Annotated in this window: 24 protein-coding genes; 14 read left to right on the top strand and 10 right to left on the bottom strand. The window is 71.8% G+C overall.

Features of this window, described 5'->3' with window-relative positions; genetic code table 11:
- Positions 1 to 48: 48 nt before the first annotated feature.
- Both ACFVWW_RS27755 and ACFVWW_RS27750 read left to right on the top strand, forming a co-directional pair.
- Positions 49 to 1,122: an alpha/beta hydrolase gene (locus ACFVWW_RS27755; RefSeq protein WP_386877717.1), complete on the top strand. Its 1,074-nt coding sequence runs from the start codon at positions 49 to 51 to the stop codon at positions 1,120 to 1,122.
- Entirely contained in the window at positions 1,119 to 2,327 is a 1,209-nt protein-coding gene (locus ACFVWW_RS27750; protein ID WP_386877482.1) for an acyltransferase, read from the top strand. The genes ACFVWW_RS27755 and ACFVWW_RS27750 overlap by 4 nt, the downstream gene beginning before the upstream one ends.
- A 28-nt stretch (positions 2,328 to 2,355) precedes the next feature.
- On the opposite strand, the gene ACFVWW_RS27745 is transcribed toward ACFVWW_RS27750, so the two are convergent.
- Both ACFVWW_RS27745 and ACFVWW_RS27740 read right to left on the bottom strand, forming a co-directional pair.
- Positions 2,356 to 3,372: an aldo/keto reductase gene (locus tag ACFVWW_RS27745; RefSeq protein WP_384183875.1), complete on the bottom strand. Its 1,017-nt coding sequence runs from the start codon at positions 3,370 to 3,372 to the stop codon at positions 2,356 to 2,358.
- A 4-nt stretch (positions 3,373 to 3,376) separates the two neighbouring features.
- A complete protein-coding gene (locus ACFVWW_RS27740; protein ID WP_384183877.1) occupies positions 3,377 to 3,841 on the bottom strand; it encodes a MerR family transcriptional regulator in 465 nt (154 codons plus the stop codon).
- Positions 3,842 to 3,990: 149 nt separating this feature from the next.
- Here ACFVWW_RS27740 and ACFVWW_RS27735 point away from each other — a divergent pair, with 149 nt between their 5' ends.
- A complete protein-coding gene (locus ACFVWW_RS27735) occupies positions 3,991 to 4,809 on the top strand; it encodes a serine hydrolase domain-containing protein (RefSeq protein WP_386877483.1) in 819 nt (272 codons plus the stop codon).
- A gap of 48 nt (positions 4,810 to 4,857) precedes the next feature.
- Here ACFVWW_RS27735 and ACFVWW_RS27730 read toward each other — a convergent pair whose 3' ends face one another.
- A complete protein-coding gene (locus ACFVWW_RS27730; RefSeq protein WP_386877484.1) occupies positions 4,858 to 5,514 on the bottom strand; it encodes a pirin family protein in 657 nt (218 codons plus the stop codon).
- Between the two features lie 58 nt (positions 5,515 to 5,572).
- On the opposite strand from ACFVWW_RS27730, the gene ACFVWW_RS27725 reads away from it, so the two are divergent.
- The 5 genes from ACFVWW_RS27725 to fabF all read left to right on the top strand — a co-directional run bounded on the left by ACFVWW_RS27725 (position 5,573) and on the right by fabF (position 10,461).
- Entirely contained in the window at positions 5,573 to 6,754 is a 1,182-nt protein-coding gene (locus ACFVWW_RS27725; protein WP_384183885.1) for a PucR family transcriptional regulator, read from the top strand.
- A gap of 89 nt (positions 6,755 to 6,843) precedes the next feature.
- Positions 6,844 to 7,791, top strand: coding sequence for an ACP S-malonyltransferase (locus tag ACFVWW_RS27720; protein WP_386877718.1), 948 nt, complete (start codon positions 6,844 to 6,846; stop codon positions 7,789 to 7,791).
- Between the two features lie 12 nt (positions 7,792 to 7,803).
- On the top strand, positions 7,804 to 8,805 hold the full coding sequence (locus ACFVWW_RS27715; protein ID WP_384183888.1) for a ketoacyl-ACP synthase III: 1,002 nt from the start codon (positions 7,804 to 7,806) through the stop codon (positions 8,803 to 8,805).
- A gap of 66 nt (positions 8,806 to 8,871) precedes the next feature.
- On the top strand, positions 8,872 to 9,120 hold the full coding sequence (locus ACFVWW_RS27710; RefSeq protein WP_384183890.1) for an acyl carrier protein: 249 nt from the start codon (positions 8,872 to 8,874) through the stop codon (positions 9,118 to 9,120).
- Positions 9,121 to 9,198: 78 nt separating this feature from the next.
- On the top strand, positions 9,199 to 10,461 hold the full coding sequence (gene fabF / locus ACFVWW_RS27705; RefSeq protein WP_384183893.1) for a beta-ketoacyl-ACP synthase II: 1,263 nt from the start codon (positions 9,199 to 9,201) through the stop codon (positions 10,459 to 10,461).
- 186 nt (positions 10,462 to 10,647) lie between these two features.
- Here fabF and ACFVWW_RS27700 read toward each other — a convergent pair whose 3' ends face one another.
- A complete protein-coding gene (locus ACFVWW_RS27700; RefSeq protein ID WP_384183895.1) occupies positions 10,648 to 11,520 on the bottom strand; it encodes an NAD(P)-dependent oxidoreductase in 873 nt (290 codons plus the stop codon).
- Positions 11,521 to 11,553: 33 nt separating this feature from the next.
- Positions 11,554 to 12,048, bottom strand: a complete 495-nt coding sequence (locus ACFVWW_RS27695) for a DUF3145 domain-containing protein (RefSeq protein WP_384183898.1) — start codon at positions 12,046 to 12,048, stop codon at positions 11,554 to 11,556.
- 289 nt (positions 12,049 to 12,337) lie between these two features.
- Between ACFVWW_RS27695 and ACFVWW_RS27690 the strand changes: the two genes are divergently transcribed.
- Positions 12,338 to 13,276, top strand: coding sequence for an SGNH/GDSL hydrolase family protein (locus ACFVWW_RS27690; protein ID WP_384331642.1), 939 nt, complete (start codon positions 12,338 to 12,340; stop codon positions 13,274 to 13,276).
- 29 nt (positions 13,277 to 13,305) lie between these two features.
- Positions 13,306 to 14,292: an aldose epimerase family protein gene (locus ACFVWW_RS27685; protein ID WP_386877719.1), complete on the top strand. Its 987-nt coding sequence runs from the start codon at positions 13,306 to 13,308 to the stop codon at positions 14,290 to 14,292.
- A 68-nt stretch (positions 14,293 to 14,360) separates the two neighbouring features.
- Here ACFVWW_RS27685 and ACFVWW_RS27680 read toward each other — a convergent pair whose 3' ends face one another.
- Entirely contained in the window at positions 14,361 to 16,883 is a 2,523-nt protein-coding gene (locus tag ACFVWW_RS27680; RefSeq protein ID WP_386877485.1) for a glycoside hydrolase family 3 protein, read from the bottom strand.
- An 83-nt stretch (positions 16,884 to 16,966) separates the two neighbouring features.
- On the opposite strand from ACFVWW_RS27680, the gene ACFVWW_RS27675 reads away from it, so the two are divergent.
- Positions 16,967 to 18,250, top strand: coding sequence for a pyroglutamyl peptidase (locus ACFVWW_RS27675; RefSeq protein ID WP_386877720.1), 1,284 nt, complete (start codon positions 16,967 to 16,969; stop codon positions 18,248 to 18,250).
- A 58-nt stretch (positions 18,251 to 18,308) separates the two neighbouring features.
- Here the strand turns inward: ACFVWW_RS27675 and ACFVWW_RS27670 are convergent, their stop codons facing one another.
- Complete coding sequence (locus ACFVWW_RS27670) at positions 18,309 to 19,121, bottom strand: EI24 domain-containing protein (RefSeq protein ID WP_384183906.1); 813 nt, start codon at positions 19,119 to 19,121, stop codon at positions 18,309 to 18,311.
- Between the two features lie 143 nt (positions 19,122 to 19,264).
- On the opposite strand from ACFVWW_RS27670, the gene ACFVWW_RS27665 reads away from it, so the two are divergent.
- Positions 19,265 to 21,832 (top strand): M14 family zinc carboxypeptidase, encoded by a 2,568-nt coding sequence (locus tag ACFVWW_RS27665; protein ID WP_386877486.1) that lies wholly within the window; start codon positions 19,265 to 19,267, stop codon positions 21,830 to 21,832.
- A 103-nt stretch (positions 21,833 to 21,935) separates the two neighbouring features.
- Here the strand turns inward: ACFVWW_RS27665 and ACFVWW_RS27660 are convergent, their stop codons facing one another.
- Together ACFVWW_RS27660 and ACFVWW_RS27655 are read right to left on the bottom strand one after the other, a co-directional pair.
- Positions 21,936 to 22,364 (bottom strand): organic hydroperoxide resistance protein, encoded by a 429-nt coding sequence (locus tag ACFVWW_RS27660; protein ID WP_384183911.1) that lies wholly within the window; start codon positions 22,362 to 22,364, stop codon positions 21,936 to 21,938.
- A 130-nt stretch (positions 22,365 to 22,494) separates the two neighbouring features.
- Positions 22,495 to 23,514 (bottom strand): NADP-dependent oxidoreductase, encoded by a 1,020-nt coding sequence (locus ACFVWW_RS27655; protein ID WP_386877487.1) that lies wholly within the window; start codon positions 23,512 to 23,514, stop codon positions 22,495 to 22,497.
- 119 nt (positions 23,515 to 23,633) lie between these two features.
- On the opposite strand from ACFVWW_RS27655, the gene ACFVWW_RS27650 reads away from it, so the two are divergent.
- Positions 23,634 to 24,068 carry a MarR family winged helix-turn-helix transcriptional regulator gene (locus tag ACFVWW_RS27650; protein WP_384183915.1) on the top strand — a complete coding sequence of 145 codons (435 nt, stop codon included), beginning with the start codon at positions 23,634 to 23,636 and terminating at the stop codon, positions 24,066 to 24,068.
- 42 nt (positions 24,069 to 24,110) lie between these two features.
- On the opposite strand, the gene ACFVWW_RS27645 is transcribed toward ACFVWW_RS27650, so the two are convergent.
- Entirely contained in the window at positions 24,111 to 24,908 is a 798-nt protein-coding gene (locus ACFVWW_RS27645; RefSeq protein WP_386877488.1) for a hypothetical protein, read from the bottom strand.
- Between the two features lie 121 nt (positions 24,909 to 25,029).
- Between ACFVWW_RS27645 and ACFVWW_RS27640 the strand changes: the two genes are divergently transcribed.
- Positions 25,030 to 25,626, top strand: coding sequence for a hypothetical protein (locus tag ACFVWW_RS27640; protein ID WP_386877489.1), 597 nt, complete (start codon positions 25,030 to 25,032; stop codon positions 25,624 to 25,626).
- Positions 25,627 to 25,719 lie beyond the last annotated feature (93 nt).

Here is a 25,719-nt window from a genome sequence, read left to right as displayed (position 1 = left end):
ACCTTCCTGCTCGCCACCTCCATGGACGAGCAGCAGAAGGAGACGTACATGCGCCGCTACAAGAGGACCCTGGCCGCCGCCGCACTGGCGACCACCGTGGTCACGGGAACGGCGGGCTGGGCCTCCGGCAGTGCGCAGCGGGCCGTGACGGGGCCGCCCGCCGGGAGCGCCGCGTGGCGGGCGGACGGTTCGCTCGGCCGGGCGCTGCCCGATCCGGCGACGGCCTCGCCCGCCCGGGTGGCCCGGTTCTTCGCCGCCTTGCCGTCCCGTCAGCGGCAGGACCTGATCCGCCGTCACCCCCTCGTCGTCGGCAATCTCGACGGTGTGCCGGTCGCGCTGCGGTACGAGGCCAACGCCCTTGCCGTACGGGCCGAGCACAACCCCCGGTATGAGCGGCTGGCGGAGCCCGGCCGGCAGATCCTCGCCTTCGATCCGCGCGGCCGTGGCCAGGTCGCCGAGGTGTACGGCGATCTGACGACCGCGCGCCGGGTGTCCGTCGTCGTACCGGGCTCGGACATCGACGCGGCGACCTTCGACCGTACGAAGGATCCGTACGGCGCCCCCGCCGGCATGGCCGCCTCGCTGCGGGCCGCGACGGGGGACCGTACCGCCGTCATCGCCTGGGCCGGCTACACCACTCCCGTCGGGGTCGGTCCGGACGCGGCCACCGGTGATCTCGCCCAGGCAGGGGCCGGACGGCTGGCCCGGTTCACCCGGGGGCTCGCGGCCGCCGGGGTGAAGGAGCCCGTGCTGTTCTGCCACAGCTACGGCTCCGTCGTATGCGGTCTCGCCGCTCATGAGGTGAACGCCTCCGACATTGTGGTGTTCGGCTCGCCCGGTATGCGCGCCGATGATGTGGCGGATCTCCATACAGACGCGCGTGTCTGGGCCGCCAAGGACCCCTCCGACTGGATCTCCAAGGTCCCGAACGTCGAGTTCGCGGGCCTGGGCCACGGCAAGGACCCGACCGACCCGGAGTTCGGCGCCCGCCGGGTGTCCGCCGGGGACGCCCGGGGCCACACCGGCTACTTCGCGCCCGGCACCGAATCGCTCCGTACCTTCGCCGCCATCGCGGCCGGAGAGATCACGCGGGGAGAAGTCACGCGGGGAGAGGTGCGATGACACTCGCCGGGACCATCGGGAAGATCGAGGCGCGGACCCCCGCCCACCGTGACCGCGCGATCGACGGCCTGCGCGCCCTCGCGCTGCTCGCCGTGCCGACCGGGCACTGGCTGCTCGGCGGCTTCACCCTGGACGGCGACGGCGCGCTGCACAACGCGAGTCCGCTCGCCGCCTTCGGCGGGTTCGCGCCCGTGAGCTGGGTGCTGCAGATGCTGGGCATCTTCTTCCTGGTCGGCGGGTATGCCTCCGTGCTCTCGTACCGTGGGAGGAAGTCCACGACCGCCGCCTGGCTGCGGCAGCGCGTGGCGCGGCTGGGCAGGCCCGTCCTCGGCGTGACGGCCGTCTGGGCGGTGCTGATCCCGGTGCTGTACGCGCTCGGCGTGCCGGGCGCCACCCTGCGCACCGGGTCGACGCTGGTGATCCAGCCGCTGTGGTTCGTGGGCGTCTACACCGTGGTGACCGCGCTGACGCCGTACTGTGTGCGCGCCGCACACACGCTGGGCGCGTGGGCCGCCGCTCCCCTGCTGGTGACCGTCGCCGCCGTCGACTTCCTGCCCTACGGACCCGCTGCGGACACCATGCCCTCGTGGCTGAGCATGGTGAACATCCTGCCTGGCTGGCTCTTCGCGTATCAGCTCGGGGTCTCCTGGGCCGAGGGAAAGATCGGCAGCCGCGGGGCGCGCGCTCTGCTCATCGGCGGCACGCTCCTCTTCGCCGCGCTGCTGGTCGTCTTCCACTACCCGGCGTCGATGGTGGGTGTCCCCGGCGAGGCCCGCACCAACTCGCATCCACCGTCCCTGCTGGTCCTCGCCCTCGCCGCCGCGCAGAGCGGCGCGGCGATCCTGCTGCGGGACCGGATCGCACGCCTCCTGAGGAAGCCCGCCCTCTGGGCGCCGGTCGTCGTCATCAATCTCTCCGCGATGACGGTCCTGTGCTGGCACCAGACGGCGATGCTCGCCGCCGCGGTGCCCGGCTCCTTCGCCGGTGCGGTGCCGGGCCTGACGGCCTCCCCCGACTCCCTCGGCTGGATTCTCGCCCGGCTGACCTGGATGCCGCTCTTCGCCGTCCTGCTCGTCCTGATCGGGCGGTACGCGCGCGGATTCGACGCGCCCTGGCAGACCGGGACGCGCGCGGCACACGCCCGCCGCGCGGCAGCGGGGCTGCTCGCGGCGGGCTTCGCGGTGTTCGCGCTGGGGCTGGCGTGAGCCGGGTGCGCTGCTTGCGCGGCCGGCCCTACGCGCGGCCGGCCGAGGTGAAGGTCATGTCCGCGTACCGGGCCCCGGCCACCTGGCCCGCGATCGGCTCCAGCAGCTCCAGCTCGCTCTCGGTGAGGATGAGGTGCGTCGCCCCGGTGTTCTCCTCGACCCGGCTGCGCTTGCGCGTCCCCGGGATCGGTACGACAGCCAGTCCGTGCACCCCCGCCTGCTGCTGCACCCAGGCGAGCGCGACCTGCCCGGGCGTGGCGTTCCGCCCCTCGGCGATCTTGCGCACCGGGCCGAGCAGCGCGGCGTTCGCGGCGGCGTTGTCGCCGGTGAAGCGGGGCTGCTGACGGCGGAAGTCACCGGCGCTCAGTTCCTGCTCGGCGTTGACGAACGCGCCGGTCAGGAAGCCACGGCCGAGCGGCGAGTACGGCACGAGCGCGACGCCGAGCTCGGCGGCGGCCGGTACGACGGTGGCCTCGATGTCGCGGCTGAAAAGTGACCACTCGGACTGCAGGGCGGCGATCGGGTGGACGGCCTGCGCGGCGCGCAGCTCACCGGCGGTGACCTCGCTCAGCCCCAGGTGCTTGACCTTGCCCTCGGCCACCAGTTCGGCCATGGCGCCGACCGTCTCCTCGATGGGGACGTTCACGTCGCGCCGGTGCATGTAGTAGAGGTCGATCTCGTCCACGCCGAGGCGCCGCAGGCTTCCCTCGACGCAGTCGCGGAGATAGGCCCGGTCATTGCGGATGACCCGCTTGGTGGGCTCGGCCGGGTCGATCCCCAGCGCGAACTTCGTGGCGACGACGATCTCGTCGCGGTGCGCCCGGACGAACGGCGAGATGAACTTCTCGTTCTCCCCGTTCCCGTACACGTCCGCCGTGTCGTACAGCGTCACGCCCAGCTCGAGGGCGCGCTCCAGGGTGGCCCGCGCCTCGTCGGCGTCCGTCGGTCCGTACGCGAAACTCATGCCCATGCAGCCGAGGCCCTGGGCGCCGACCTCCGGTCCGCCGGTCCCGAGCCGTATCTGTGTGATCTTGCTATCACTCATCGGGTCAGACCCTCTCCGGCGCCCCACGGGCGCCCGCGTAAAAGCTGATCTTGTGGTCGAGTACGGCGATCGTGTCCTGGAGCTCCGCGATCCTGCTGAGCACATCGCGGCGCGTCCGCGCCAGCAGCTCCTGCCGCTCCTCGAACGTCTCCTCGCCTACCCGGATCAGCTCGGCGTAGCGGACCATGTCCGCGACCGGCATCCCGGTCAGCCGCAGCTTCCCGACGAAGGCCAGCCAGTCCAGGTCCTGGTTGCTGAAGCGGCGCTGGCCGGTGTGCGACCGGTCGACGTGCGGCATCAGGCCGATCCGCTCGTACCAGCGCAGGGTGTGCGCGGTGAGCCCGGTGAAGGCGGCGACCTCACTGATGGTGTAGCGGTCGTCGCCGTCGGGCCGCGGATGCGCACGGGGCGGCGCGGCGCAGACATCTACGCGATCCGTCCGTGCGGGCCTGCTCTCGATCAGCGTCATACCTTCAACGCTAGATCCTTGGAGTGCACTCGAAGCAAGCGGAAACGGATACGAGTTTGGTGGCGCGGCGCAGGAGCCTCCCACACCCCCGTACCCCCGGCCCCGTACCTCCCGCCCCGTGCTGCGGCCGACGCTCTAGAGTCGTAGCCATGCAGAGCCTGGCGATGATCGAGAACTGGCCGGTGACGACCGCCGCGGCCGCCGTCGTACGAGAGGACGGGACGGTCGTCGGGTCGCACGGGCCCACGGCGCACTCCTTTCCGCTCGCCTCCGTGACCAAGCCGCTCGCCGCGTACGCGGTGCTCGTGGCGTACGAGGAGGGCGCGATCGAGCTGGACGAGCCGGCCGGACCCGAGGGCTCCACGGTCCGTCATCTGCTCGCGCACACGAGCGGTCTGGCCTTCGACGAACACCGCGCGACCAGCGCGCCCGGCACCCGCCGGCTCTACTCCAACGCGGGCTTCGAGGTGCTCGGCGACCATGTCGCCAAGGCCACCGACATCCCGTTCGCCGACTATCTCCGCGAGGCGGTGCTCGAACCGCTGGGCATGGCGTCGACCTTCCTGGAAGGGTCACCGGCCAGGGACGGGGTCTCGACCGTCGACGATCTGGTGCGGTTCGCCGCGGAGCTCCAGGCGCCCCAGCTGCTCGACCCGCGCACGGTGCTGGAGGCGATGACGGTGGTCCATCCCGGGCTGTCGGGCGTCCTGCCCGGCTACGGTCATCAGAAGAACAACGACTGGGGCCTCGGCTTCGAGATCCGGGACACCAAGTCCCCGCACTGGACGGGCGCTTCGTCCTCGCCGCGCACCTTCGGGCACTTCGGCCAGTCCGGTACGTTCCTGTGGGTCGACCCGGACGCGCGGGCGGCCTGTGTGGCGCTGGCCGACCGGCCCTTCGGCTCCTGGGCGGTCGAGTCCTGGCCGCCCTTCACCGACGCCGTACTGGCGGAGCTGCGCGCTGCCTGAACCGATGCCGCCCCGGCGGGCGGACCGCGCTCAGGGCCGGTCGGGCTCTCAGCCCGGCATCTCCCAGACCAGCACCTCCGCCGCCGGGCCCGCGGCCAGTTCCAGTCCCTCGGCGTCCGTGATCCGCGCCGAGTCGCCGGGGCCCAGTTCCACGCCGTCCAGCCGTACCCCGCCGCGGACCACATGGACATACACGGACGGCGCGTCCGGCACGGCGGAGCGTTCGCCGTCCTGGAGGCGCCGTACGTGCAGCATGGCCCCGGCCTGCGGCAGGGCGTACGGCGTGGAGTCGGCGATGCCCCGCACGATCTCGTACCCGGGCTCACCGCCCGGCTCCAGCGGCGCCAGCCACATCTGTACGAAGATCAGCGGCCGCTCGCCGTCGTTGCGCTCCACATGCCGCACCCCGGCGGCCGAGCTGAGCCGCTGGACGTCCCCCGCCCTGACGACCGTCGCGTGCCCGGCCGAGTCGCGGTGCGTCAGCTCGCCCTCGACGACCCAGGTGACGATCTCCGTATGGCTGTGCGGGTGTTCGTCGAAGCCCGCGCCCGGCGCGAGCCGCTCCTCGTTACAGGCGAGGACCGCGCCGAAGCGGAGGTTGCCGGGATCGTAGAAGCGCCCGAAGGAGAAGGCGTGCAGGGACTCGATGCCGGCGGCCGGATCGCCGCCGAGGTAACGCTCTGCCGCGTGCCGTACGAGAATCACAGGTCCACGGTAGCCCCGGCCCTCGGAGCACCCGCCCAGATAAGGCAGTCTTGTCCACGTGCCAGAACCCACGAACGAAGCCCACCCCCATCCCGCGACGCTGCGTCGGCTGGAGCAGTCCTCGGGACGGCTCGCCGCGAACGCCATCGCCCGTATGGACGGGACGCTGTCGTGGTACCGCGCGATGCCGCCGGAGAACCGTTCCTGGATCGGGCTGGTCGCACAGGCCGGCATCGCCGCGTTCACCGAGTGGTTCCGGCACCCGGAGACTCCGCAGGCCATCTCCACCGATGTCTTCGGCACCGCCCCGCGCGAGCTGACACGGGCGATCACCCTGCGCCAGACCGTCGAGATGGTACGGACCACGATCGAGGTCATGGAGAGCGCGATCGAGGAGGTCGCGGCGCCGGGCGACGAGGCGATACTCCGCGAGGCGCTGCTCGTCTACGCCCGCGAGATCGCCTTCGCGACCGCGCAGGTGTACGCGCAGGCCGCCGAGGCCCGTGGCGCGTGGGACGCACGCCTCGAGTCCCTCGTCGTGAACGCCGTGCTCTCCGGGGAGGCCGACGAGGGCGCCGTCTCGCGGGCCGCCGCCCTCGGCTGGAACTCCCCCGAGCATGTCTGTGTGCTGCTCGGCACCGCCCCCGACGGGGACAGCGAGCTGACCGTGGAGGCGATCCGCCGGGCCGCCAGGCACGCCAAACTCCAGGTCCTCACCGGGGTGCTCGGCGACCGGCTCGTGGTGATCGCCGGCGGCAGCGACAACCCCCTCCAGGTCGCCAAGGCACTGATCGGCCCGTACGCGGCGGGGCCCGTCGTCGCGGGTCCTGTCGTACCCGATCTGCAGGCCGCCACGAAGTCGGCGCAGGCCGCGGCCGCCGGGCTCAAGGCCTGCTCCGCCTGGCAGGACGCGCCCCGCCCCGTCCTCGCGGACGATCTGCTGCCGGAGCGCGCGATTGCCTCCGACCCTGCGGCGCGCGAGCAGTTGGTGGAGGAGATCTACAGACCGCTGGAAGAGGCCGGGTCGGCGCTGCTGGAGACTCTGAGTGTCTATCTGGAGCAGGCGAGCAGCCTGGAGGGCGCCGCCCGGATGCTTTTCGTTCACCCCAACACCGTGCGCTACCGGCTCCGACGTGTGACTGACGTCACCGGCTGGTCACCCTCCGATGTCCGCTCCGCGTTCACGCTGCGAATCGCCCTGATCCTGGGGCGTCTGGCCGACGGGGATCCGCAGTCCTAGACTTTTGTCGTACTCCAACAATTCCCCTGACGGTTCTTCGTCCCTGTCCCCACGGGCGGTGAGGCCCGTCCGCAAGAGAGAGTGTGAGGGTGCTCGTACTCGTCGCTCCCGGCCAAGGCGCTCAGACGCCCGGCTTCCTGACTCCCTGGCTCGATCTGCCCGGCGCCGAAGACCGGCTGCGGAGCTGGTCGGCCGCCATCGACCTGGATCTGGTCCACTACGGTACGAAGGCCGACGCGGACGAGATCCGTGACACCTCGGTCGCCCAGCCCCTGTTGGTGGCGGCCGCGCTGCTGTCGGCCCGTCAGCTCTTCCCGGACACCGGGGCGGTGGCCCGTGACGTCGGCGCCACGGCGGGGCACAGCGTCGGCGAACTGGCCGCCACGGCGCTGGCCGGTGTCGTCACCGACGACGCGGCCATGAGGCTCGTACGGGCCCGTGGTCTGGCCATGGCCGAGGCCGCGGCCATCACCGAGACCGGCATGGCCGCGCTGCTGGGCGGCGACCACGAGACCACCGTCGCGCACCTGGAGAAGCTCGGTCTGACGCCGGCGAATGTGAACGGCTCGGGCCAGATCGTGGCCGCGGGCACGCTCGAACAGCTCGCGGCGCTGGAGGCGGACAAGCCCGAGGGCGTACGCCGCGTGGTGGCACTCAAGGTCGCCGGGGCGTTCCACACGCACCACATGGCGCCCGCGGTCGCGACACTCGAAGCGGCAGCCGGCTCCCTCGGCACCGACGCAGCCGACCCGGCCGTACCGTACGTCTCGAACAAGGACGGCCGGACGGTCGCCACCGGCTCCGGGATCCTGACGCGGCTGGTCGGCCAGGTCGCCAACCCGGTCCGCTGGGACCTGTGCATGGAGACCTTCACGGAGCGGGGCGCGACCGCGCTGATCGAGCTGTGCCCCGGTGGCACCCTGACCGGCCTCGCCAAGCGCGCGATGCCCGGCGTGAAGACGCTGGCGCTCAAGACCCCCGACGACCTCGACGCGGCCCGCACGCTGATCGCCGAGCACTCCTCCACGGCTGAATAGGAGCCAGAGAGCATGTCGAAGATCAAGCCCAGCAAGGGCGCCCCGTACGCACGGATCATGGGTGTGGGCGGTTACCGCCCGACCCGTGTCGTGCCCAACGAGGTGATCCTCGAGACGATCGACTCGTCGGACGAGTGGATCCGCTCCCGCTCCGGAATCGCGACCCGTCACTGGGCCTCCCCCGAGGAGACCGTCGCCGCGATGTCCATCGAGGCGTCCGGCAAGGCCATCGCCGACGCCGGGATCACCCCGGCGCAGATCGGCGCCGTGGTCGTCTCCACCGTCTCGCACTTCAAGCAGACCCCGGCCATCGCGACCGAGATCGCGGACAAGATCGGCGCGGGCAGGCCGGCCGCGTTCGACATCTCCGCGGGCTGCGCCGGCTTCGGTTACGCACTGACCCTGGCCAAGGGCATGATCGTCGAGGGCTCGGCGGAGTACGTACTGGTGATCGGCGTGGAACGGCTGTCCGACCTGACCGACCTGGAGGACCGCGCGACGGCCTTCCTGTTCGGCGACGGCGCGGGCGCGGTCATCGTCGGCCCCGCCAAGGAGCCGATGATCGGACCGACGGTCTGGGGCTCGGAAGGCGACAAGTCGGACACCATCAAGCAGACCGTGCCGTGGGACGATTACCGTAACGGCACGGTGGACAAGTTCCCGGCCATCACGCAGGAGGGCCAGGCCGTCTTCCGCTGGGCCGTCTTCGAGATGGCGAAGGTCGCCCAGCAGGCGCTGGACGCGGCCGGGATCAGTTCGGCGGACCTGGACGTCTTCATTCCGCACCAGGCCAATATGCGGATCATCGACTCGATGGTGAAGACTCTGAAGCTGCCGGACAGCGTCACGGTCGCCCGTGACGTCGAAACCACCGGCAACACCTCGGCCGCCTCGATCCCGCTCGCGATGGAGCGGCTTCTGGCGACCGGACAGGCGAAGAGCGGCGACACCGCGCTCGTCATCGGCTTCGGGGCGGGTCTCGTCTACGCCGCGACGGTCGTTACCCTCCCCTAGGCACACCGGATCTTTCCGGAGCGTGTTCCGATATATCCCTCTGCACACCATCGAAGGAGCGCCAACATGGCCGCCACCCAGGAAGAGATCGTCACCGGTCTCGCCGAGATCGTGAACGAGATCGCCGGTATCCCGGTCGAGGACGTCAAGCTGGACAAGTCCTTCACCGATGACCTGGACGTCGACTCGCTGTCCATGGTCGAGGTCGTCGTCGCCGCCGAAGAGCGCTTCGACGTCAAGATCCCGGACGACGACGTCAAGAACCTGAAGACGGTCGGCGACGCCGCCGACTACATCGCCAAGCACCAGGCCTGACCGGATCGCGCGGCTGACGCCACCCGGTGGTGGCGCCGTAAAAATTCAGCACCCTCTACACGTGGAGAAAGAATTCCAGTGAGCTCGACCAATCGCACCGTGGTCGTCACCGGTATCGGCGCAACCACACCGCTGGGTGGCGACAGCGCATCGACCTGGGAAGGTCTGCTCGCGGGCCGTTCCGGCGTGCGGCCCCTGGAGGGCGAGCGCTTCGCCAGCCTGCCGGTCCGTATCGCTGCCGTCGCGGCGGTCGACCCGGGCGATGTACTGCCTCGTCCGCTCGCCCGCAGGCTGGACCGCTCGGCGCAGTTCGCGCTGATCGCGGCCCGGGAGGCCTGGGCGGACGCGGGTTACACCGCCAGGGCCGGCGAAGACACCTCTGTCGACGCCGACCGGCTCGGGACCGTGATCGCCTCCGGCATCGGCGGCGTGACCACCCTGCTCGACCAGTACGACGTGCTGAAGGAGCGGGGCGAACGCCGCGTCTCCCCGCACACCGTGCCGATGCTGATGCCGAACAGCGCCGCGGCCAATGTCAGCCTGGAGGTGGGCGCCCGCGCGGGCGTGCACACCCCGGTCTCCGCCTGCGCGTCGGGCGCCGAAGCCGTCGGCTACGCCGTGGAGATGATCCGTACCGGCCGCGCCGATGTGGTCGTCGCCGGCGGTACGGAAGCGGCCATCCATCCGCTGCCCATGGCGGCGTTCGCCAACATGATGGCGATGTCCAAGAACAACGACGAGCCCGCCAAGGCCTCCCGCCCGTACGACAAGGGCCGCGACGGCTTCGTCATGGGTGAGGGCGCGGGCATCCTCGTCCTGGAGTCGGCCGAGCACGCGGCGGCGCGCGGCGCGCGGGTCTACTGCGAGGTGCTGGGCCAGGGCCTGTCGTCCGACGCCCACCACATCGCGCAGCCCGAGCCCACCGGCCGCGGCATCGCCAAGGCGCTCCAGAACCTGCTGGACTCGACGGACCTCAAGCCCGCCGAGATCATGCACCTCAACGCGCACGCCACGTCCACCCCGCAGGGCGACGTCGCCGAGATCAAGGCGCTGCGCCGGGTCCTGGGCGACGATCTGGACCATGTCGCCGTCTCCGCCACGAAGTCGATGACCGGTCATCTGCTGGGCGGCGCGGGCGGTATCGAGACCGTGGCCTCGGCCCTCGCGCTGTACCACCGCACGGCCCCGCCGACCATCAACCTCGACGACCTCGACGACGAGGTCGATGCGGATGTCGTACGCGGCGAACCGCGCGCGCTCCCGAGCGGCACGATCTCGGCGATCAACAACTCGTTCGGCTTCGGCGGCCACAACGTGGTCCTGGCACTCCGCACGATCTGACCCACCGCCACCAGCTCGTCCCACCACGTACAACGCCCGGCCAGGGTCTCCCCCGGCCGGGCGTTGTACGTGGACGACCCGCCACCGGATGTGGACATGCGTTCTGCGGGTAGGCGGGCGTACGGCGCGTTCCCGCGCCGCGAAGTGCCGCGGCGACACGCCCGGTCGGGACCGGCGGTCACTCCGTCAGCTGTCGAAGCTCGCGAAGTAGGACGCCGCCATGTCCTCGTCGCCGTGGCCCTGGGCCTCGGCGCGGTGGAAGCGTTCCGCGCCGGCGGCCGCGAGGTCCATGCGTACGCCCGCGTCCGCGCCGGCCTGCACGATCAGGCGGGCGTCCTTGCCCGCTGTGGTGACCGAGAAGCTCGGGGCGTAGTCGTCGTTGAGGATGGCGGCGGACTTGGTGCGCATGTAGCCGCAGTCCAGGGGGCCGGTGATGGCCTCCAGGAAGTGCTGCGGGTCCACGCCCAGGCCCTTGGCCAGGGAGAGGGCCTCGGCCGTGCCGTGGTTGAGGACCAGGACCCAGCTGTTGCAGACGAGTTTGAGGCGGGTGGCGGCGCCCGAGGCGGCGTCCTCGCCGAGCCAGACGGTGTGCCGGCCGATGGCGTCGAGTACGGGGGCGAGCGGGGCATGCGCCTCCTCGGGGCCCGCGGCCAGCACCATGAGCTCGCCGCTCTCGGCCGGGGCCCTCGTGCCGAGTACGGGCGCGTCGATGAAGACCAGCCCCTGCTGACGGGCGAGATCGGCCATGGAGGCGACGGCCTCGACGCCCGCGGTCGTCGACTGGAGCCAGAAGGCACCGGGGCGCAGGGCGGGTCCTGCGGCCTCCATGACCTCCAGGGCGGCCGGCCCGTCGTACAGCATGGTGAGGACGACATCGGCGCCGGTCACGGCCTCGGCGGGGGTGCCGGCGACCTGCGCGCCGTCGGCGGCGAGGGGTTCGGCCTTGGCGGGAGTGCGGTTCCAGACGCGGACGTGGTGTCCGGCGCGGCAGAGGTTACGGGCCATCCCGGCGCCCATAATGCCGGTGCCGAGGACAGCTACGGTGAGTTGATCAGCCATGGGACCACGGTAGGACGCCGTGGCCCGGTGCGCTCAGACGACTTGGTGCAACCAGCGGACCGGGGCGCCCTCGCCCGCGTACCGGAAGGGCTCCAGTTCGTCGTCCCACGGCTTGCCGAGCAGCTTGGCGACCTCCGCCTCCAACTGGGTCTCGCCCTGCTGGGACCGCGCCAGAGCGGCGCGCAGCCGGTCCTCGGGGATCAGGATGTCGCCGTGCATTCCGGTGACGGCGTGAAAGATACCCAGGTCGGGCGTGGCGCTGTACCGCTCGCCCTCGGCGGTGGGGCAGGGCTCGGCGGTCACCTCGAAGCGCAGCATCTGCCAGCCGCGCAGGGCGGAGGCGAGTTTGGAAGCGGTGCCCGGCTGGGCCTTCCAGGACACCTCGGCCCGCCAGGTGCCGGGCGCGGCGGGCTGCCGGATCCAGTCGAGCTGGACCCGCAGGCCGAGCACGCCTGCCACCGCCCATTCGACGTGCGGGCACATCGCTCGGGGTGCGGAGTGAACGTACAGAACTCCACGTGTCGTCACCGGGACCTCCAGTGTGGGACGAGGTTCGCCTTTCCCAGCGGCCTCAGTAAACAGCATCGGGAGAGAAACTCCGCAAAAGGGACAGCATGTGACGTGATGTAATTTACCGGAGTCGAGGGGATCAGGCGCCTCTGGTTCGACGTGGGAAAAGCTACCGTGCGCCGGGGGGCCCGGGGTGACGTACCGTCGGTCCCGGCGCCGATATGCGCGAAGCTTTCACTCGCCAGGACGCCGCCGGATGCCTGAAGACGCCACACTTCGTCAGAGGACACCAATGGGGAGGGTCGTGATGCGGGAGAGCCGCCGCAGCGGAAGCCGGAATCCTGGCCGGAACCGGAGCCGCCGGTCCCGTGCCGGCGTCGCGGCGGTGACGGCGGTGGTGCTCGCCGGGGCCGGCGCCCTGGCCGGCTGCGACTCGGCCGGATCCGCGGACTCGGCGGCGAAGCGGGCGGGCCCGTCCCCGCGCCCCACGCCCGACTGGGACCGCAGCCCGGCCTCGGTGGCCGCGGTGGGTGACTCGATCACCCGTGGCTTCGACGCCTGCGCGGTGCTCGCGGACTGCCCGGAGGTGTCCTGGTCGACCGGTACGGACAGCACGGTGCGCAGCCTCGCGCTCCGGCTCCTCGGCGCGCCCGCGGTGGCGGAGCGCAGCTGGAACCACGCCGAGTCCGGGGCGCAGATGTCCGATCTGCCGGGCCAGATGGCGCAGGCCGCGCAGCGCGACCCCGAGCTGGTCACGGTGATGGTGGGCGCCAACGACGCCTGTCAAGACACCGCGGAGCAGATGACGCCGGTCGCCTCGTTCCGGGCGTCGTTCGTGGCGTCGATGCGTCAGCTGCGGGCCGGGGCGCCCAAGGCGCAGGTGTACGTGTCGAGCGTGCCGGACCTCAAACGGCTCTGGTCGACCGGGCGGGCCAATCCGCTGGGCCGGCAGATCTGGAAGCTGGGGATCTGCGCGACGATGCTCGGGGACGCGCAGAACATGAGCGAGCGGGCGCAGAAGCGGCGGAACATGGTGTATGACCGGATCGTGGCGTACAACGACGCGCTCAAGGACGTGTGCGCGAAGGACCCGCGCTGCCGGTACGACGGCGGGGCGGTCTTCGACTTCCGGTTCACCGGCGAACAGCTGAGCCACTGGGACTGGTTCCACCCCAGCAAGAACGGGCAGGGCCGGCTGGCTGAGATCGCGTACCGCAATGTCACCGCGGCGGCGCCCCCTTCGTGACGGGGCGTAAGGTGCTTGCCGTGACTGTCATGAACACGGAACGCGTTGGGGTGACCGCTGAGGGTACACCCGTCCACCGATGGACCCTCGAACGGGCCGGTACCCGGCTACGTCTGCTGACGTACGGCGGCGTCGTGCAGTCGGTCGAGGTGCCCGACCGGGACGGGACCGTCGACAATGTCGCGCTCGGCTTCCCCGATGTGGAGGGCTATCTCGGCTCCCGGGGGCCGTACTTCGGAGCGCTGGTCGGCCGTTACGCCAATCGCATCGCGGGCGCCGCCTTCACGCTGGACGGCACCACCCACCGGCTCGCGCGCAACGACGGGCCGAACAGCCTGCACGGCGGCGAGCGGGGCTTCGACCGGCGGGTGTGGGACGCGGAGCCGGACGGCGACCACGGGGTGCGCCTGTCACGGATCAGCCCGGACGGTGAGGAGGGCTTCCCGGGCCGCCTCGATGTCTCGGCGACGTACGCGCTGGAGGCGGACGGCGCGCTGCGGATCGACTACCGCGCGGTGACGGACACCCCGACGCCCGTCAATCTGACGAACCACACGTACTGGAATCTGGGCGGCGCGGGCAGTGGCAGCGCGACCGGGCACGAACTGCGGATCGCGGCCGGCCGGATCACCCCGGTGGACGGCGCCGCCCTGCCGACCGGTGAGCTGACGCCGGTCGACGGCACGCGCTTCGACTTCCGCGAGCCGCGTCCGGTGGGCCTCGGCTACGACCACAACTTCGTCCTGGACGCGCCGGGACGGGCCGGGGAGCCGCCGGCGGCCGAGCTGTACGACCCGGTCTCGGGCCGGGTCCTGACGGTCACGACGACGGAGCCGGGAATGCAGCTCTACACCGGCGACCACTTCGACGGAAAGCCGTACGGCCCCGGCGCCGGCATCGCGCTGGAGACCCAGCACTTCCCGGACTCCCCGAACCGGCCCGCCTTCCCGAGCACGGTGCTGCGGCCCGGTGAGGTGTACGTGTCGACCACGACGTACGGATTCGGCGTGCGCTGACAGGGACGCGCGGTACGTGCGTACGGCCCCGGCGCGGCGTCAGGTCCGCATCGGGGCCGTACGTTTCGCTACGCCCGCGCGTCGACCGTGGCGCTCAGCCGGCGGTCGGCGACCGAGCGGCCGGCCTGGACCTCGTACGCGCCGGGGACGAACGACCAGGAGCCCGACTCCTCGTCCCAGATCTCGAAGGCCCGCCGCCGCAGCGGGATCCGCACCTCGACGGTCTCCCCCGGGCCCGCCTCGACCGAGGCGAAGCCGGCCAGCCACCGGGCCGGGCGCTCCACCGCGCCGTCCACCGTGTCGTCCACCGGCGCCAGATAGATCTGGACGACCTCGCGGCCCGTACGGACACCGGCGTTCCGCAGCCGCACCCGGGCGTCGGACGTCGTGGCCGCGATCGTCTCGTACTCCCAGTCGGTGTAGCCGAGGCCGTGGCCGAAGGGGTACGCGGGGCTCGCGCCGGCCCGCTCCCAGGCCCGGTAGCCGATGAACACGCCCTCGGCGTAGTGGAGTTCACCGTCGGCCGGGGTGGTCGCCGAGACCGGCACGTCCGCCAGGGCGACCGGCCAGGTGGTGGGCAGCCGGCCGCCGGGCTCCGCCGCGCCGAGCAGGACATCGGCGAGGGCGGCCCCGCCCTCCTGGCCGGGGAACCAGCTGAGGAGCACCGCGGCCACGTCCTCGCGCCACGGCAGCTCCACCGGGGAGCCGGTGTTGACGACCACGACCGTGTTCGGGTTGACCGCGGCGACGGCCCGTACGAGATCGTCCTGCCGGCCGGGAAGCTTCAGGTTCTCGCGGTCGAAGCCCTCGGACTCGACGCTCTCGGTGGTGGCCACCACGACGACCGCGGTGCCCGCGGTACGGGCGGCCTCGACGGCCTCCGCGATCAGCTCGTCGGGGTCGTGCCGCGGGCCGAGGTGGAGGAGGGAGAGGGCGACGGCCTTGATCGGGGCGTCCGGCATTTTGTGGACGGTGTGGAGGAGGGAGACCTCGACGCGCTCGCCCTCGACGAGTTCGGCGCGGGCGCGCTCCACCGGGGTGCCGAAGAACGCCTCGAACGGGTCGCCGGCCGCGCGGGGCTCCTCGGAGCCGTCGAAGAGGACCTCGCCGCCGACGGTGAGGACGAAGCCGCCCAGACCCCGGGTGCCGAAGGTGTGCTCGCCGCTCTCGCGCGGGGTGAAGCTCCCCGTCAGCTCGATGGTGTGCAGCTCGTCGTGGGTGACGCCGTCGGGCAGGTCGCTGCCGGCCCACTGCACCCTGCCGCCGGGGACCGAGGCGGTCCCGAGGACCCGTCCGTCCGCGGCGCGGCAGACGGCGCTGAGCTCGAACCCCTTCTCCGCGGGGCCGACCTCACCGCTGGGGTCGGCGCCGATGGAGTAGGTCAGGGCGCCCTCGGGCAGGGCCGCGGTGAGGCCGTCGAGCGGCGAGACGATGTGGTCCGGGAAGACCACCGCGGAGCCGCCGCCGAGGACCCGGGCGTCGCGGGCCGCGGCGCCGATGAGCGCGACCGTGCCGGTCCTCTCCGGGTCGATCGGGAGTGCGGGGTGCCCGTCGCGTACCTCGTTGCGTACGAGGACGAAGGAGCGGCGGGCGATCTCGCGGGCCAGGGCCTCGCCGTCGACGGGCGCGGGAGGTTCGGTGACGGCGGCGGGGGCGCCGTCCAGGATGCCCACCCGGGCGGCGAGCCGCAGCACATTGCGTACGGCCTCGTCGACGGCGGACTCCGCCGCCTCGCCGGCCCGCACGGCGGCGGCGAGCGCCTCGCCGTACACGGTCCGCGGTCCCGGCATCGCGACATCGAGGCCGCCGAGCAGGGCGCCGACGGTGGAGCGGGCGGCCAGCCAGTCGGAGACGATGTAGCCGTCGAAGCCCCACTCGCCGCGCAGGACGTCGTTCTGCAGATAGCGGTGTTCGGTCATCGTCGAGCCGTTGACCTGGTTGTACGCGGCCATGATGCCCCACGGGTGGGCGTTGGCGACGATGGTCTCGAACGGGGCGAGATACAGCTCGCGCAGCGGGCGCGGGGCGACGATGTTGTCGACGGTGAAGCGGTCGGTCTCGGCGTCGTTGGCGACGAAGTGCTTGACGGTGGTGCCGACGCCGCCGTCCTGGACGCCCAGGACATATCCGGTGCCGATCTCGCCGGTGAGGTACGGGTCCTCGCTGTACGCCTCGAAGTGACGGCCGCCGAGCGGCGAGCGGTGCAGATTCACGGTCGGCGCCAGCAGGACGTGCACGCCCTTGCGGCGGGCCTCCTGCGCGAGCAGCCGGCCGGCCCGGCGGGCCAGACCGGGATCCCAGGAGGCGGCGAGCGCGGTCGGCGACGGCAGGGCGACGGAGGGGTCGTCGGCGGTCCAGCGGACTCCGCGGACCCCGATCGGCCCGTCGGACATGACCAGCGACGCCAGCCCGATCTCGGGGAGTTCAGGCAGGGACCACATGTCCTGGCCGGCCAGCAGCCGGGCCTTGGCGTCCAGGTCCAGCTTGCCGAGCGCCGCCTCGACAGCGGCGTCGCGGGCCTGATCGGCCCGGGTGTCGGATGCGCCTGCCACAGCCGTACCTCCTCGTCGAGTACCGGTGAATGGTGACATGGACAGGATCTGGGCGCCATGGTCATCCACCCCCTCCGGAGGCGATACTTCCGCCACCCGACGGAAGGAATCCCGTGAGACTCATGAGGACCAAGGGCCGGATACGTGTACGCCCGGACCTGCTCGGACTCGTCCTGCTCACCTCCGCCGCTCTCACCCTCGCGGCGCCACCGCCGCTCGCCACCGCCCAACCGGGGCCCTCGGCCGCGGCGTTCACCGTCGAGGAGCAGCGCCTCGACCGGGCCGTGCCGCAGGAGATCCTGCGGCGCAGCGGCTTCGACGCGGTGGCACCGGACTTCGTCAGGTCACTGCGGAGCGCGGACTCGTACGCCGAGGCCGAGCGGGCTGTCGTACGGCAGGGCGGGCGGCTGTGGCAGCGGGCGGTGGACCGGGCGCAGGGGCGGGGCCCCGCAGGCGGCGATCTGAGCCGGGACGACGACCGGCCGCTGTACTGGGCGCGGCTCGCGATGACCCGTGAACTGCGTGCGTGGGAGCCGGGGTTCGGGCTGTCCGAGTCCGCGCGGGCGGGTCTGCTCGGGAAGCTGGAGCGCTCGTCGCGCGGCCAGGACTCGCTGACCTTCCCGGCGCGCGGTGGCGGCCACGACCGTGGCATCAAGCGGATCGTGGTGACGGGCTTCGACCCGTTCACGCTGGACCGCGACATCCGGATCAGCAATCCGTCGGGGGCGACGGCGCTGGCGCTGGACGGCACGGTCATCAGGACCGCCGACGGGCCGGCCCGGATCGAGACGGCCGTCTTCCCGGTCCGCTGGCAGGACTTCGCCGACGGCACGGTGGAACAGGCCCTGCGCCGGCCGCTGTCCCAGGCCGACCTGTTCACGACGGTCAGCCAGGGCCGGGTCGGCCGGATCGATGTGGAGCGGTTCAACGGCGCCTGGCGCGGCGGGTTCGGGGACAACGACAATGTCTCGGAGACCGGGCTCGTGCCGGTCGGTGATCCGGCGTCGCAGCCGCAGTGGACGGTGACCAGCCTGCCGTATCCCGCGATCGTGGCGGCGGACACCGGCCGGTTCCCGGTGTACGACAACACGTCGGTGACCGAGGTCCCGGCGGGCGCGACCGCTCCGGTGGTACGGCCGGACGGCCCCACGCCCGGTTCGGCGGCCCGTGCGGGCGGCGGCGGGGACTATCTCTCCAATGAGATCGCCTACCGGGCGACCCTGCTCCGCGACCGGCTGGGCCGGGACATCCCGGGCGGCCATGTGCACACGCCGGTGCTGGAGTTCGGGGCGGGGAACACCGACCCGGCGACCGGGACCGTGACGGATCCGGCGTTCGTACAGAACCGGCTGGACATCATCGCCCAGCTCCGGTCGATCATCACCGTGGCGGCGGAAGCCTCCTGAGGAAACGACACCGCCGCCGGATCCGATACGGCTCCGGCGGCGGCGTCATGTCCTGGACCTACTGCTGCCCGCTCTTGCCCAGGGAGAGCGTCGCTCCCGGCGGGCGGGGGCCGTCCTCGTCGTCCCGGTCCTCCTCCGGCGCCACCAGATCGCGGGCCATCAGCGTCGCGCCCGCCACCGCGCCCGGCATCAGGAAGACCGCCACGAGCGGCACGAGAAAGGCGAGGGTCAGCGGGACACCGAAGCCGAGGGCGAGCATGCGGCGGCCCCTGAGCAGGACGAGGCGCTCCTTCAGTTCGATCCGGCGCCGCTGGAGCGCCACCGCCGTCAGCTCCTCCGTCAGGAAGAAGCCGGAGACGCAGAAGCCGAGCACGGGGACGACGGTCTGGCCGACGACCGGTATGAAGCCGAGCGCGAAGAGCAGGACGCCGTACAGCGCCACCCGCGCGAGGATCCGCAGGCTGTCCCGGGCGGAGATCCACAGCTCCCGCCAGAACGACAGTCCCGACTCGGGGACGTCGCCGCCCTCGGAGCGGTCGACCTCCTCCGAGAGCGACTCGTAGAAGGGCTGGCCGACCAGCAGGGTCACGGCGGTGAAGGTGATGACCGCGAGAAAGAGCCCGAGGACGAAGAGCAGCGCCGTGAGGAAGCCGCGGAACAGACCGAGCCAGGGCGAGGACCAGTCGTCGGCGAACGGCGTCGCCCAGGCCGTCAGATCGTCGGCGCCGTAGAAGAGACCGATCAGCGCGCCCGCGTACAGCACCAGCGTGACCAGACCGGGCAGCAGCCCGAATCCGAACCAGCGGCCGCGGCCGACGACCCAGCGCTGGCCCTTCATCAAGTAGCCGAAGCCCGTTCCGAGATCACGCATGGGGTTCACCCTACCGGCCGATCGCCGACGCCTCTTGAAGTCGGGGAGCACAACCTGTAGACCCTGCTTACCGATCTCCGCCGATCACCGTCGATCGCCACCGATCATTTTTGATCAGTTCCGCCATCCCGGAGGTACCACGCATGGGGATACCCAGACCTGTTCTGCTCACCACCGCCGTCACAGCGGGGGCGCTGCTGCTCGCCCCGCTCCCCGCGTCCGCCGTTCCCGGCCGTGCCGACCCCCGGCCGCATCACGTCCGTGACAGCGGGGCCCAGGACTCCGCGGCCGGCAGGACCGGCCAGGCGTCCGCCGCCGCCCCCCTCGCCGCGCTCGGCACACCCGGTCCCGTGCTGCGCAAGGACGGCGGCTACCCCCGCCGTACGGTCCTCGAAGCGCCGCCCGAGAACCCCGCCGACAAGTCGATCAAGCTCGGTCTGACTCCGTATCACGCACTCGCCCCGCGCCTCAACGCCCTCCAGGAGCTGGGCAACCGCGTCAGCGTGGAGGTGGCGGGACGCTCCGCCGGCGGGCATGACCTCTATCTCGTCACCGTCACGGCGCCCGAGACCGAGCGGGAGGCCCGCGAGCAGGACCGGATGCGCGAGCGGATCGAGGACTCCCCCGCGGCCGCCGCCAAGGACCGCGGTATCAAGTCCGGCTACAAGACGCCGGTGTTCATCAACAACAACATCCACGGCAATGAGTGGGAGGGCACCGACGCCGCGCTGAAGCTCATCGAGGAGCTGGCGAAGGCGAAGGACAACAGGACAAAGGACCTGCTGGCCAAGAACCGGATCTATCTCAATGTCACGTCCAACCCGGACGGCCGGATCGCCGGAACCCGCCCCAACGCCAGTGGCTTCGACCTCAACCGCGACTTCATCACCGCCTCGCAGCCCGAGACGCGCGCCGTCCGGCAGATCGCCATCGACAAGCAGCCTGCCGTCATGCTCGACCTGCACGGCTATGTCAACGGCACGCTGATCGAGCCGACGACCCCGCCGCACGGCGAGAACTACGAGTACGACCTCTTCCTCAAGAACTCGTACGCCAACGCCCTCGGCATGGAGAAGGCGGTGAACGATCTCGGCTACACGCCCGCGAAGGACGGCGTCCGGCCGCCCGTCATCCCCTTCCGCGACCAGCAGGAGGGCTGGGACGACTGGCCGCCGATCTTCACCCCGCAGTACATGGCGTTCCAGGGCGCGGTGGCCACGCACACCATCGAGATCCCGCTGAGGGTCAACGGCACCGACTACACCAATCTGCCGGTCGAGGAGCTGCGCCGCAGGTCGGCGATCAACACCGACATCGCGGGCGCCGCGATGCGCGCGGCGCTCGGCTACACGCTGGACCACCGCGCGTCGGTGATCGCCGATCAGATCGAGACGTTCCGGCGCGGCGCGGCGGGCGAGGCCCAGCGCCCGGTGTCCGAGGAGACCGTGCCGGGTGTACCGGGCATCGGTCCCGAGGATGTGTACACCACGGAATTCCCGCGGGCGTATGTGATCCCGGCCGGCGGCGGACAGCGCTCGGCGCCGGCGGCGGCCCGGCTGGTGGACCATCTGATCGCCAATGACGTACGGGTGGAGCAGGCGCGCAGCGGCTTCCGGCTCGCGGGACGTTCGTACCCGGCGGGCTCGTACGTCGTCGACATGCACCAGCCCAAGCGCGGTGTGGCCAACGTGATCCTGGCCGCGGGCCGTGACATCAGCGCGGACGTCTCCACGATGTACGACATCTCGGGCTGGAGCCTGGGGCTGCTGTGGGGCGCGAGCGTCGACACGGTGCAGAAGGTCACCGGCGGGCTGGACATCGCGGGCCGTACGGTCCAGGCGGCCTCGCCCACCGGATCCGTGGCGGGCCACGGCGATCTGCGTCTGCGCCTCGACGACCCCAAGGAGCTGGCCGCTCTCAACTCCCTGCTCGGCCAGGGCGCGAAGGTACGCCGGGCGGCGGACGGCGCGGCGATCGTGCCGTCCTCGGCCCGCCGTCAGGCCCGTGTCCTCGCCGACCGTTACGGCGTCGTCTTCGCCGCCACGAAGGAGAAGGGGACCGGGTCGCTGCACCGGACGCGCGTCGCGGCCGCGGTGACCGCGGGCGAGCAGTTCGCGCTGCGCGAGATGGGCTTCGAGGTGCTGCCGGTGTCGACCGCGACGCTGAACGCGGGCTTCGACTGGTCGGCGGCGGACGTGCTGTACGTCTCCTCCGGTCTCCAGTACGGCGGTCTGAACCCGGCCGCCCGCGAGGCCCTGGACGGATTCCTCGACGGGGGCGCGGGACTGGTCGCGCTCGGTTCCGCCGGAGCGGCCTTCAACACCGCCGCCGGACTGCTCGCCGCCACGCCGGTGGCGGGCAACGGCGACGCCAACGGCGTGGTGCGGGTGGCCAACGCCGGCGGCCGGATCACGGGTGGCGCCCCGGCGCACACCTTCGTCTACTCGCCGCTGTGGTTCACCGGTCTGGGTACCGGAGTGCGGGTGGAGCAGTCGTACGGCACCGGCAATCCGCTGGTCTCGGGCCACTGGCGGGCGAACGAGAACGGCTCGGGCGGCCCGGCGGACGCCGCGGGCAAGCCCTCGATCGTCAGCGGTACGTCCGCGCAGGGCACGCCGGTGGTGCTGTTCGGCACGGAGCCGCTCTTCCGTGACCACCCCAAGGGGGCGTTCGCGCAGCTGGGACGCGCACTGCTCGGTTCCGCCAAGTAGCTGCTCGGCTCAGCCACGTAACTGATCGCCCGTAGAAGCGAAAACCCGAGGGCCGGACCCCGCGTGGGGTCCGGCCCTCGGTCATGCTCAGCGGTGCGGGCGGTCAGACGACGGAGAGCTCGACCTTGATGTTGCCGCGGGTCGCGTTGGAGTACGGGCACACCTGGTGCGCCTTCTCCAGCAGCTCCTTGGCGGTCGCCGCGTCCACGTTCGGGATGGAGGCCGAGAGCTCGACCTCCAGTCCGAAGCCGCCGGCCTCGGACTTGCCGAAGCCGACCTTGGCGGTCACGGTCGAGCCGGAGATGTCGGCCTTCGCCTGGCGGGCGACGACACCGAGCGCACCCTGGAAGCAGGCGCTGTAACCGGCGGCGAACAGCTGCTCCGGGTTGGTCCCGGCGCCGCTGCCACCCATCTCCTTGGGCGGGTTGACGACTACGTCGAGCTTGCCGTCGTCGCTGGAGACGCGGCCGTCACGGCCGTTCTCGGCGGTGGCGACGGCGGTGTAGATGACATCGATCTTCTGGATGGTCATGCGGTGCATTCCTCCTGTTGTACGCCGCGGTTCGCGCCCACGGACCGCAGCGGCCTGGCGTCGAGCCTAAGCGATATCCCAATGCCCTGTCCGGGTCCGGCTGTTGTCCGGACCCGGCTGTTGTCCGGATCTAGCCGTTGAGCGTAACGATCATCTTTCCGGTGTTCTCGCCGCGCAGGACCCCGAGGAAGGCGTCGAAGCCGTTCTCGATGCCCTCGACCACGGTCTCGTGGTACTTGAGCTCGCCGGAGGCGAGCCAGCCCGCGACGTCCTTGACGAACTGCGGCTGGAGCGCGAAGTGATCGCCGACGAGCATGCCCTGCAGACGCAGCCGCTTGCCTATGACCAGGGCGAGATTGCGCGGGGCCGGGGACGGCTCGGTGCTGTTGTACTGCGCGATCATGCCGCAGATGGTGGCCCGGCCATAAAGGTTGAACGAAGAGAGCGCGGCCTCCAGATGGTCACCGCCGACATTGTCGAAGTAGACGTCGATGCCGTCGGGCGCCGCCTCCTTGAGCTGATCCTTGACGGACCCGTTCTTGTAGTTGAAGGCGGCGTCGAAGCCGTACTCCTCGACGAGCAGCTTGACCTTCTCGTCGGAGCCGGCCGAGCCGATCACCCGGGAGGCGCCCTTGATCCTGGCCAGCTGGCCGACCTGGCTGCCGACGGCTCCGGCCGCGCCGGAGACGAAGACCGCGTCCCCCTCCTTGAAGGAGGCGACCTCGAAGAGCCCCGCGTAGGCGGTGAGGCCGGTCATACCGAGCACACCGAGGTACGCGGAGAGCGGCGCGAGCGAGGCGTCGACCTTCGTGCCACGGCCGGCCGGGAACTCGGCGTACTCACGCCAGCCAAGCCCGTGCAGGACGTGGTCCCCGACCTCGAAGCCCTCGGCGCGCGAGGCGATGACCTCGCCGACCGCGCCGCCGTCCATGGGCTGGTTCAGCACGTAGGGGGGTGCGTACGACTTCACGTCGTTCATCCGGCCCCGCATATAGGGGTCGACCGAGAAGTGCAGATTGCGGACCAGGATCCGGCCCTCGCCCGGCTCGGTCACCGGGACCTCGCGCAGAGCGACGTCTCCCGGCTCGGGCCAGCCGTGCGGGCGGGCGGCGAGATGCCAGGCACGGCCGGACGCGGGAAGTGCGGTCATGGTGCGGAGCCTCCTCAGATAGTCCTTCGGCGGTGAGCCACGAGAAAAAGCTTCACTGCCTGAAACAACCATGCTCCTAGATATTTCATGTTGTCAAGTAACTGGGTACGCTGGCGCCCATGGCCACTTCGCGCACGGACCCCCTGACCCTCGAGGTCGTCGAACTCATCGGCACCGTCGTGGCCCGCTATTACGAGGAGTACGAGCAGGCCGCGGCGGAGCACTCCCTCACGGGCGCTCAGGCGCGCGTGCTGGGGCTGCTCTCCGTAGAACCTATGCCCATGCGCCGGATCGCGCGGAAGTTGAAGTGCGAGCCGTCCAATGTCACCGGCATCGTGGACCGGCTCGAAGCGCGCGACCTGGTGGAGCGGCGCCCCGACCCGGCCGACCGCCGGGTGAAACTGGCCGCGCCCACCGAGAAGGGCCTCGCGACCGCCGCGCTGCTGCGGGACGCGCTGGGCTTCGCCCGCGAGCCACTGGCCGAGTTGTCCGTGGAAGAGCGCCAAGTGCTGCGCGATCTGCTCAAGCGGATGCTGGGCGAGAGCCTGGCGTAGCGCCCGGCCGACACCGACGGGGCTGGGGCTCAGGGCCCCGGGTCACCAGCAGAAGAAGATGAAGGTGCAGGTCTCGGTCGGCTCCGGCGCGGGCGGGGGCGGGGGTGGCGGGGGCTCCGCCGGGGTCGGGGCGCCCGGCGTGGGCTGCCCCGTCGGGTCGGCGGGACCGGTCGTCCCCGAGCTGGGGTCGCCGGGCCCCGGCGAGTCCGACGCCGTAGCACTGGCGCTCGGGCCGGCGGAGGACGACGCGGACGCCGCCGGGGGGCCCGACCCGCCGGAACCCGGCTCGCCGGTGGCGGCCGGGCTCGCCGATCCGCTCGCACCGGGGCTGGGCGTCGCCACGGGGCCGGGATCGTCGGGGGCGACGGGGCGTTCCGTGTCCTGCGGTCCGCCGTCGAAGTCGACGGGCGTCTCCTCCTTCACGGAGGTGGCCTGGTTCTTGCGCGGCGCTTCCAGGGCCAGCTCGGCCAGGCTCAGCACGGCCGCCGCGAGCACCACACCGAGCGTGCCGATGAGTATCCGGCGGCCCCGCTTGCTGCGCGCCCGGCGCGGCCGGGTACGGCGTGCCGACTTACGGCGCGCGTTCTTACGGCGCGCGGCCGCACGCCCCTGGGACGGGTCGCGCTCCGGGTGGTGACCGATCAGGCCGAAGTCACCCTCCGGCGCTCCCTCGTACTCGTCGTGATCGCGGTCGCCCCGGTTGTCCTGGCCCGGGTGGCGGCTGTGGTGCGACCCGGGCGGGACAGAGGTTCGCTGCCGCAGCTCCTCGGCGGGGGTTCCGCATCCGGCGCAGGTCAGCGCGCCGTTGAGGTGCCGTCGGCACTGGTAGCAGTAGTCCATGGCGCCCGCAGAGTATGCGGCGGCGGCGCAACGCGGATAGCCGAGACTGTGAGGATCGTGTGTGGAACGCTGGCTTCCGTGTGTGTCGTCCCGCGCGGGGCGCGGCGGGCAGGATGGCGGTATGACCACCAATGGGCCGTTCGGGCCGCTCGACTTCCAGCTCGTACTGCTGCGCCGGATGGCCGATCACCAGCCGGAGCTGGTCGATGAGGCGCGGCGTGAACTGGGCGTGTCCCTGGCCGAGATGCGCGAGGCCAACCGCCGCTGGCAGGCGATGGCGCGCTCGCCACGGGCCCGCGGCACGCTGGCCCGCTACCGCTCCGTGCTCGGCGCCCCGGAGCTGACGTTCCGGCGGGTGATCGGCGATCTGGAGTGCGACGCCCTGCTGTGGCCCGTACCGCTCTGGCCCGATCTGCGCTTCGAGGTGATGGCCGCGCCCGGCGGGGCCGTATGGAACGAATGGCTGGTCCGCGCGCCGGGGGCGGCGAGCCCCGAGCTGCGTACGGCCGAGGACCTGCGCCCGTGGGCGTACACCGTGGACGAGGTCGCGCGGGCCTTCCCGCCCGCCCGGCCGACGGAGGGCACCGCCCCGACCCGGATGGGGCTGGCGTTCACCCTCCCCGACGGCGAGCCCCGCGTCGCGGAGTTCACCTGGGGGCTGCTGCAGCGCTGGTCCGGCCCGGAGCCGAGTTCGCAGGTCCGCGAGGACGGTTTCTGACGCACCGTCAGCTCAATACGCCCGACCGGCGTAGCCCAGCGCGCGCGGCGGGCCTCGTCCGCGCACGATGCGAACAGGGCCGGCGGCCGCCGG

Origin of the sequence: Streptomyces sp. NPDC058198 (genome assembly GCF_042882605.1) — a bacterium.
Lineage (GTDB): Bacteria > Actinomycetota > Actinomycetes > Streptomycetales > Streptomycetaceae > Streptomyces.
This window is presented reverse-complemented; position numbering and strand designations above follow the sequence as displayed.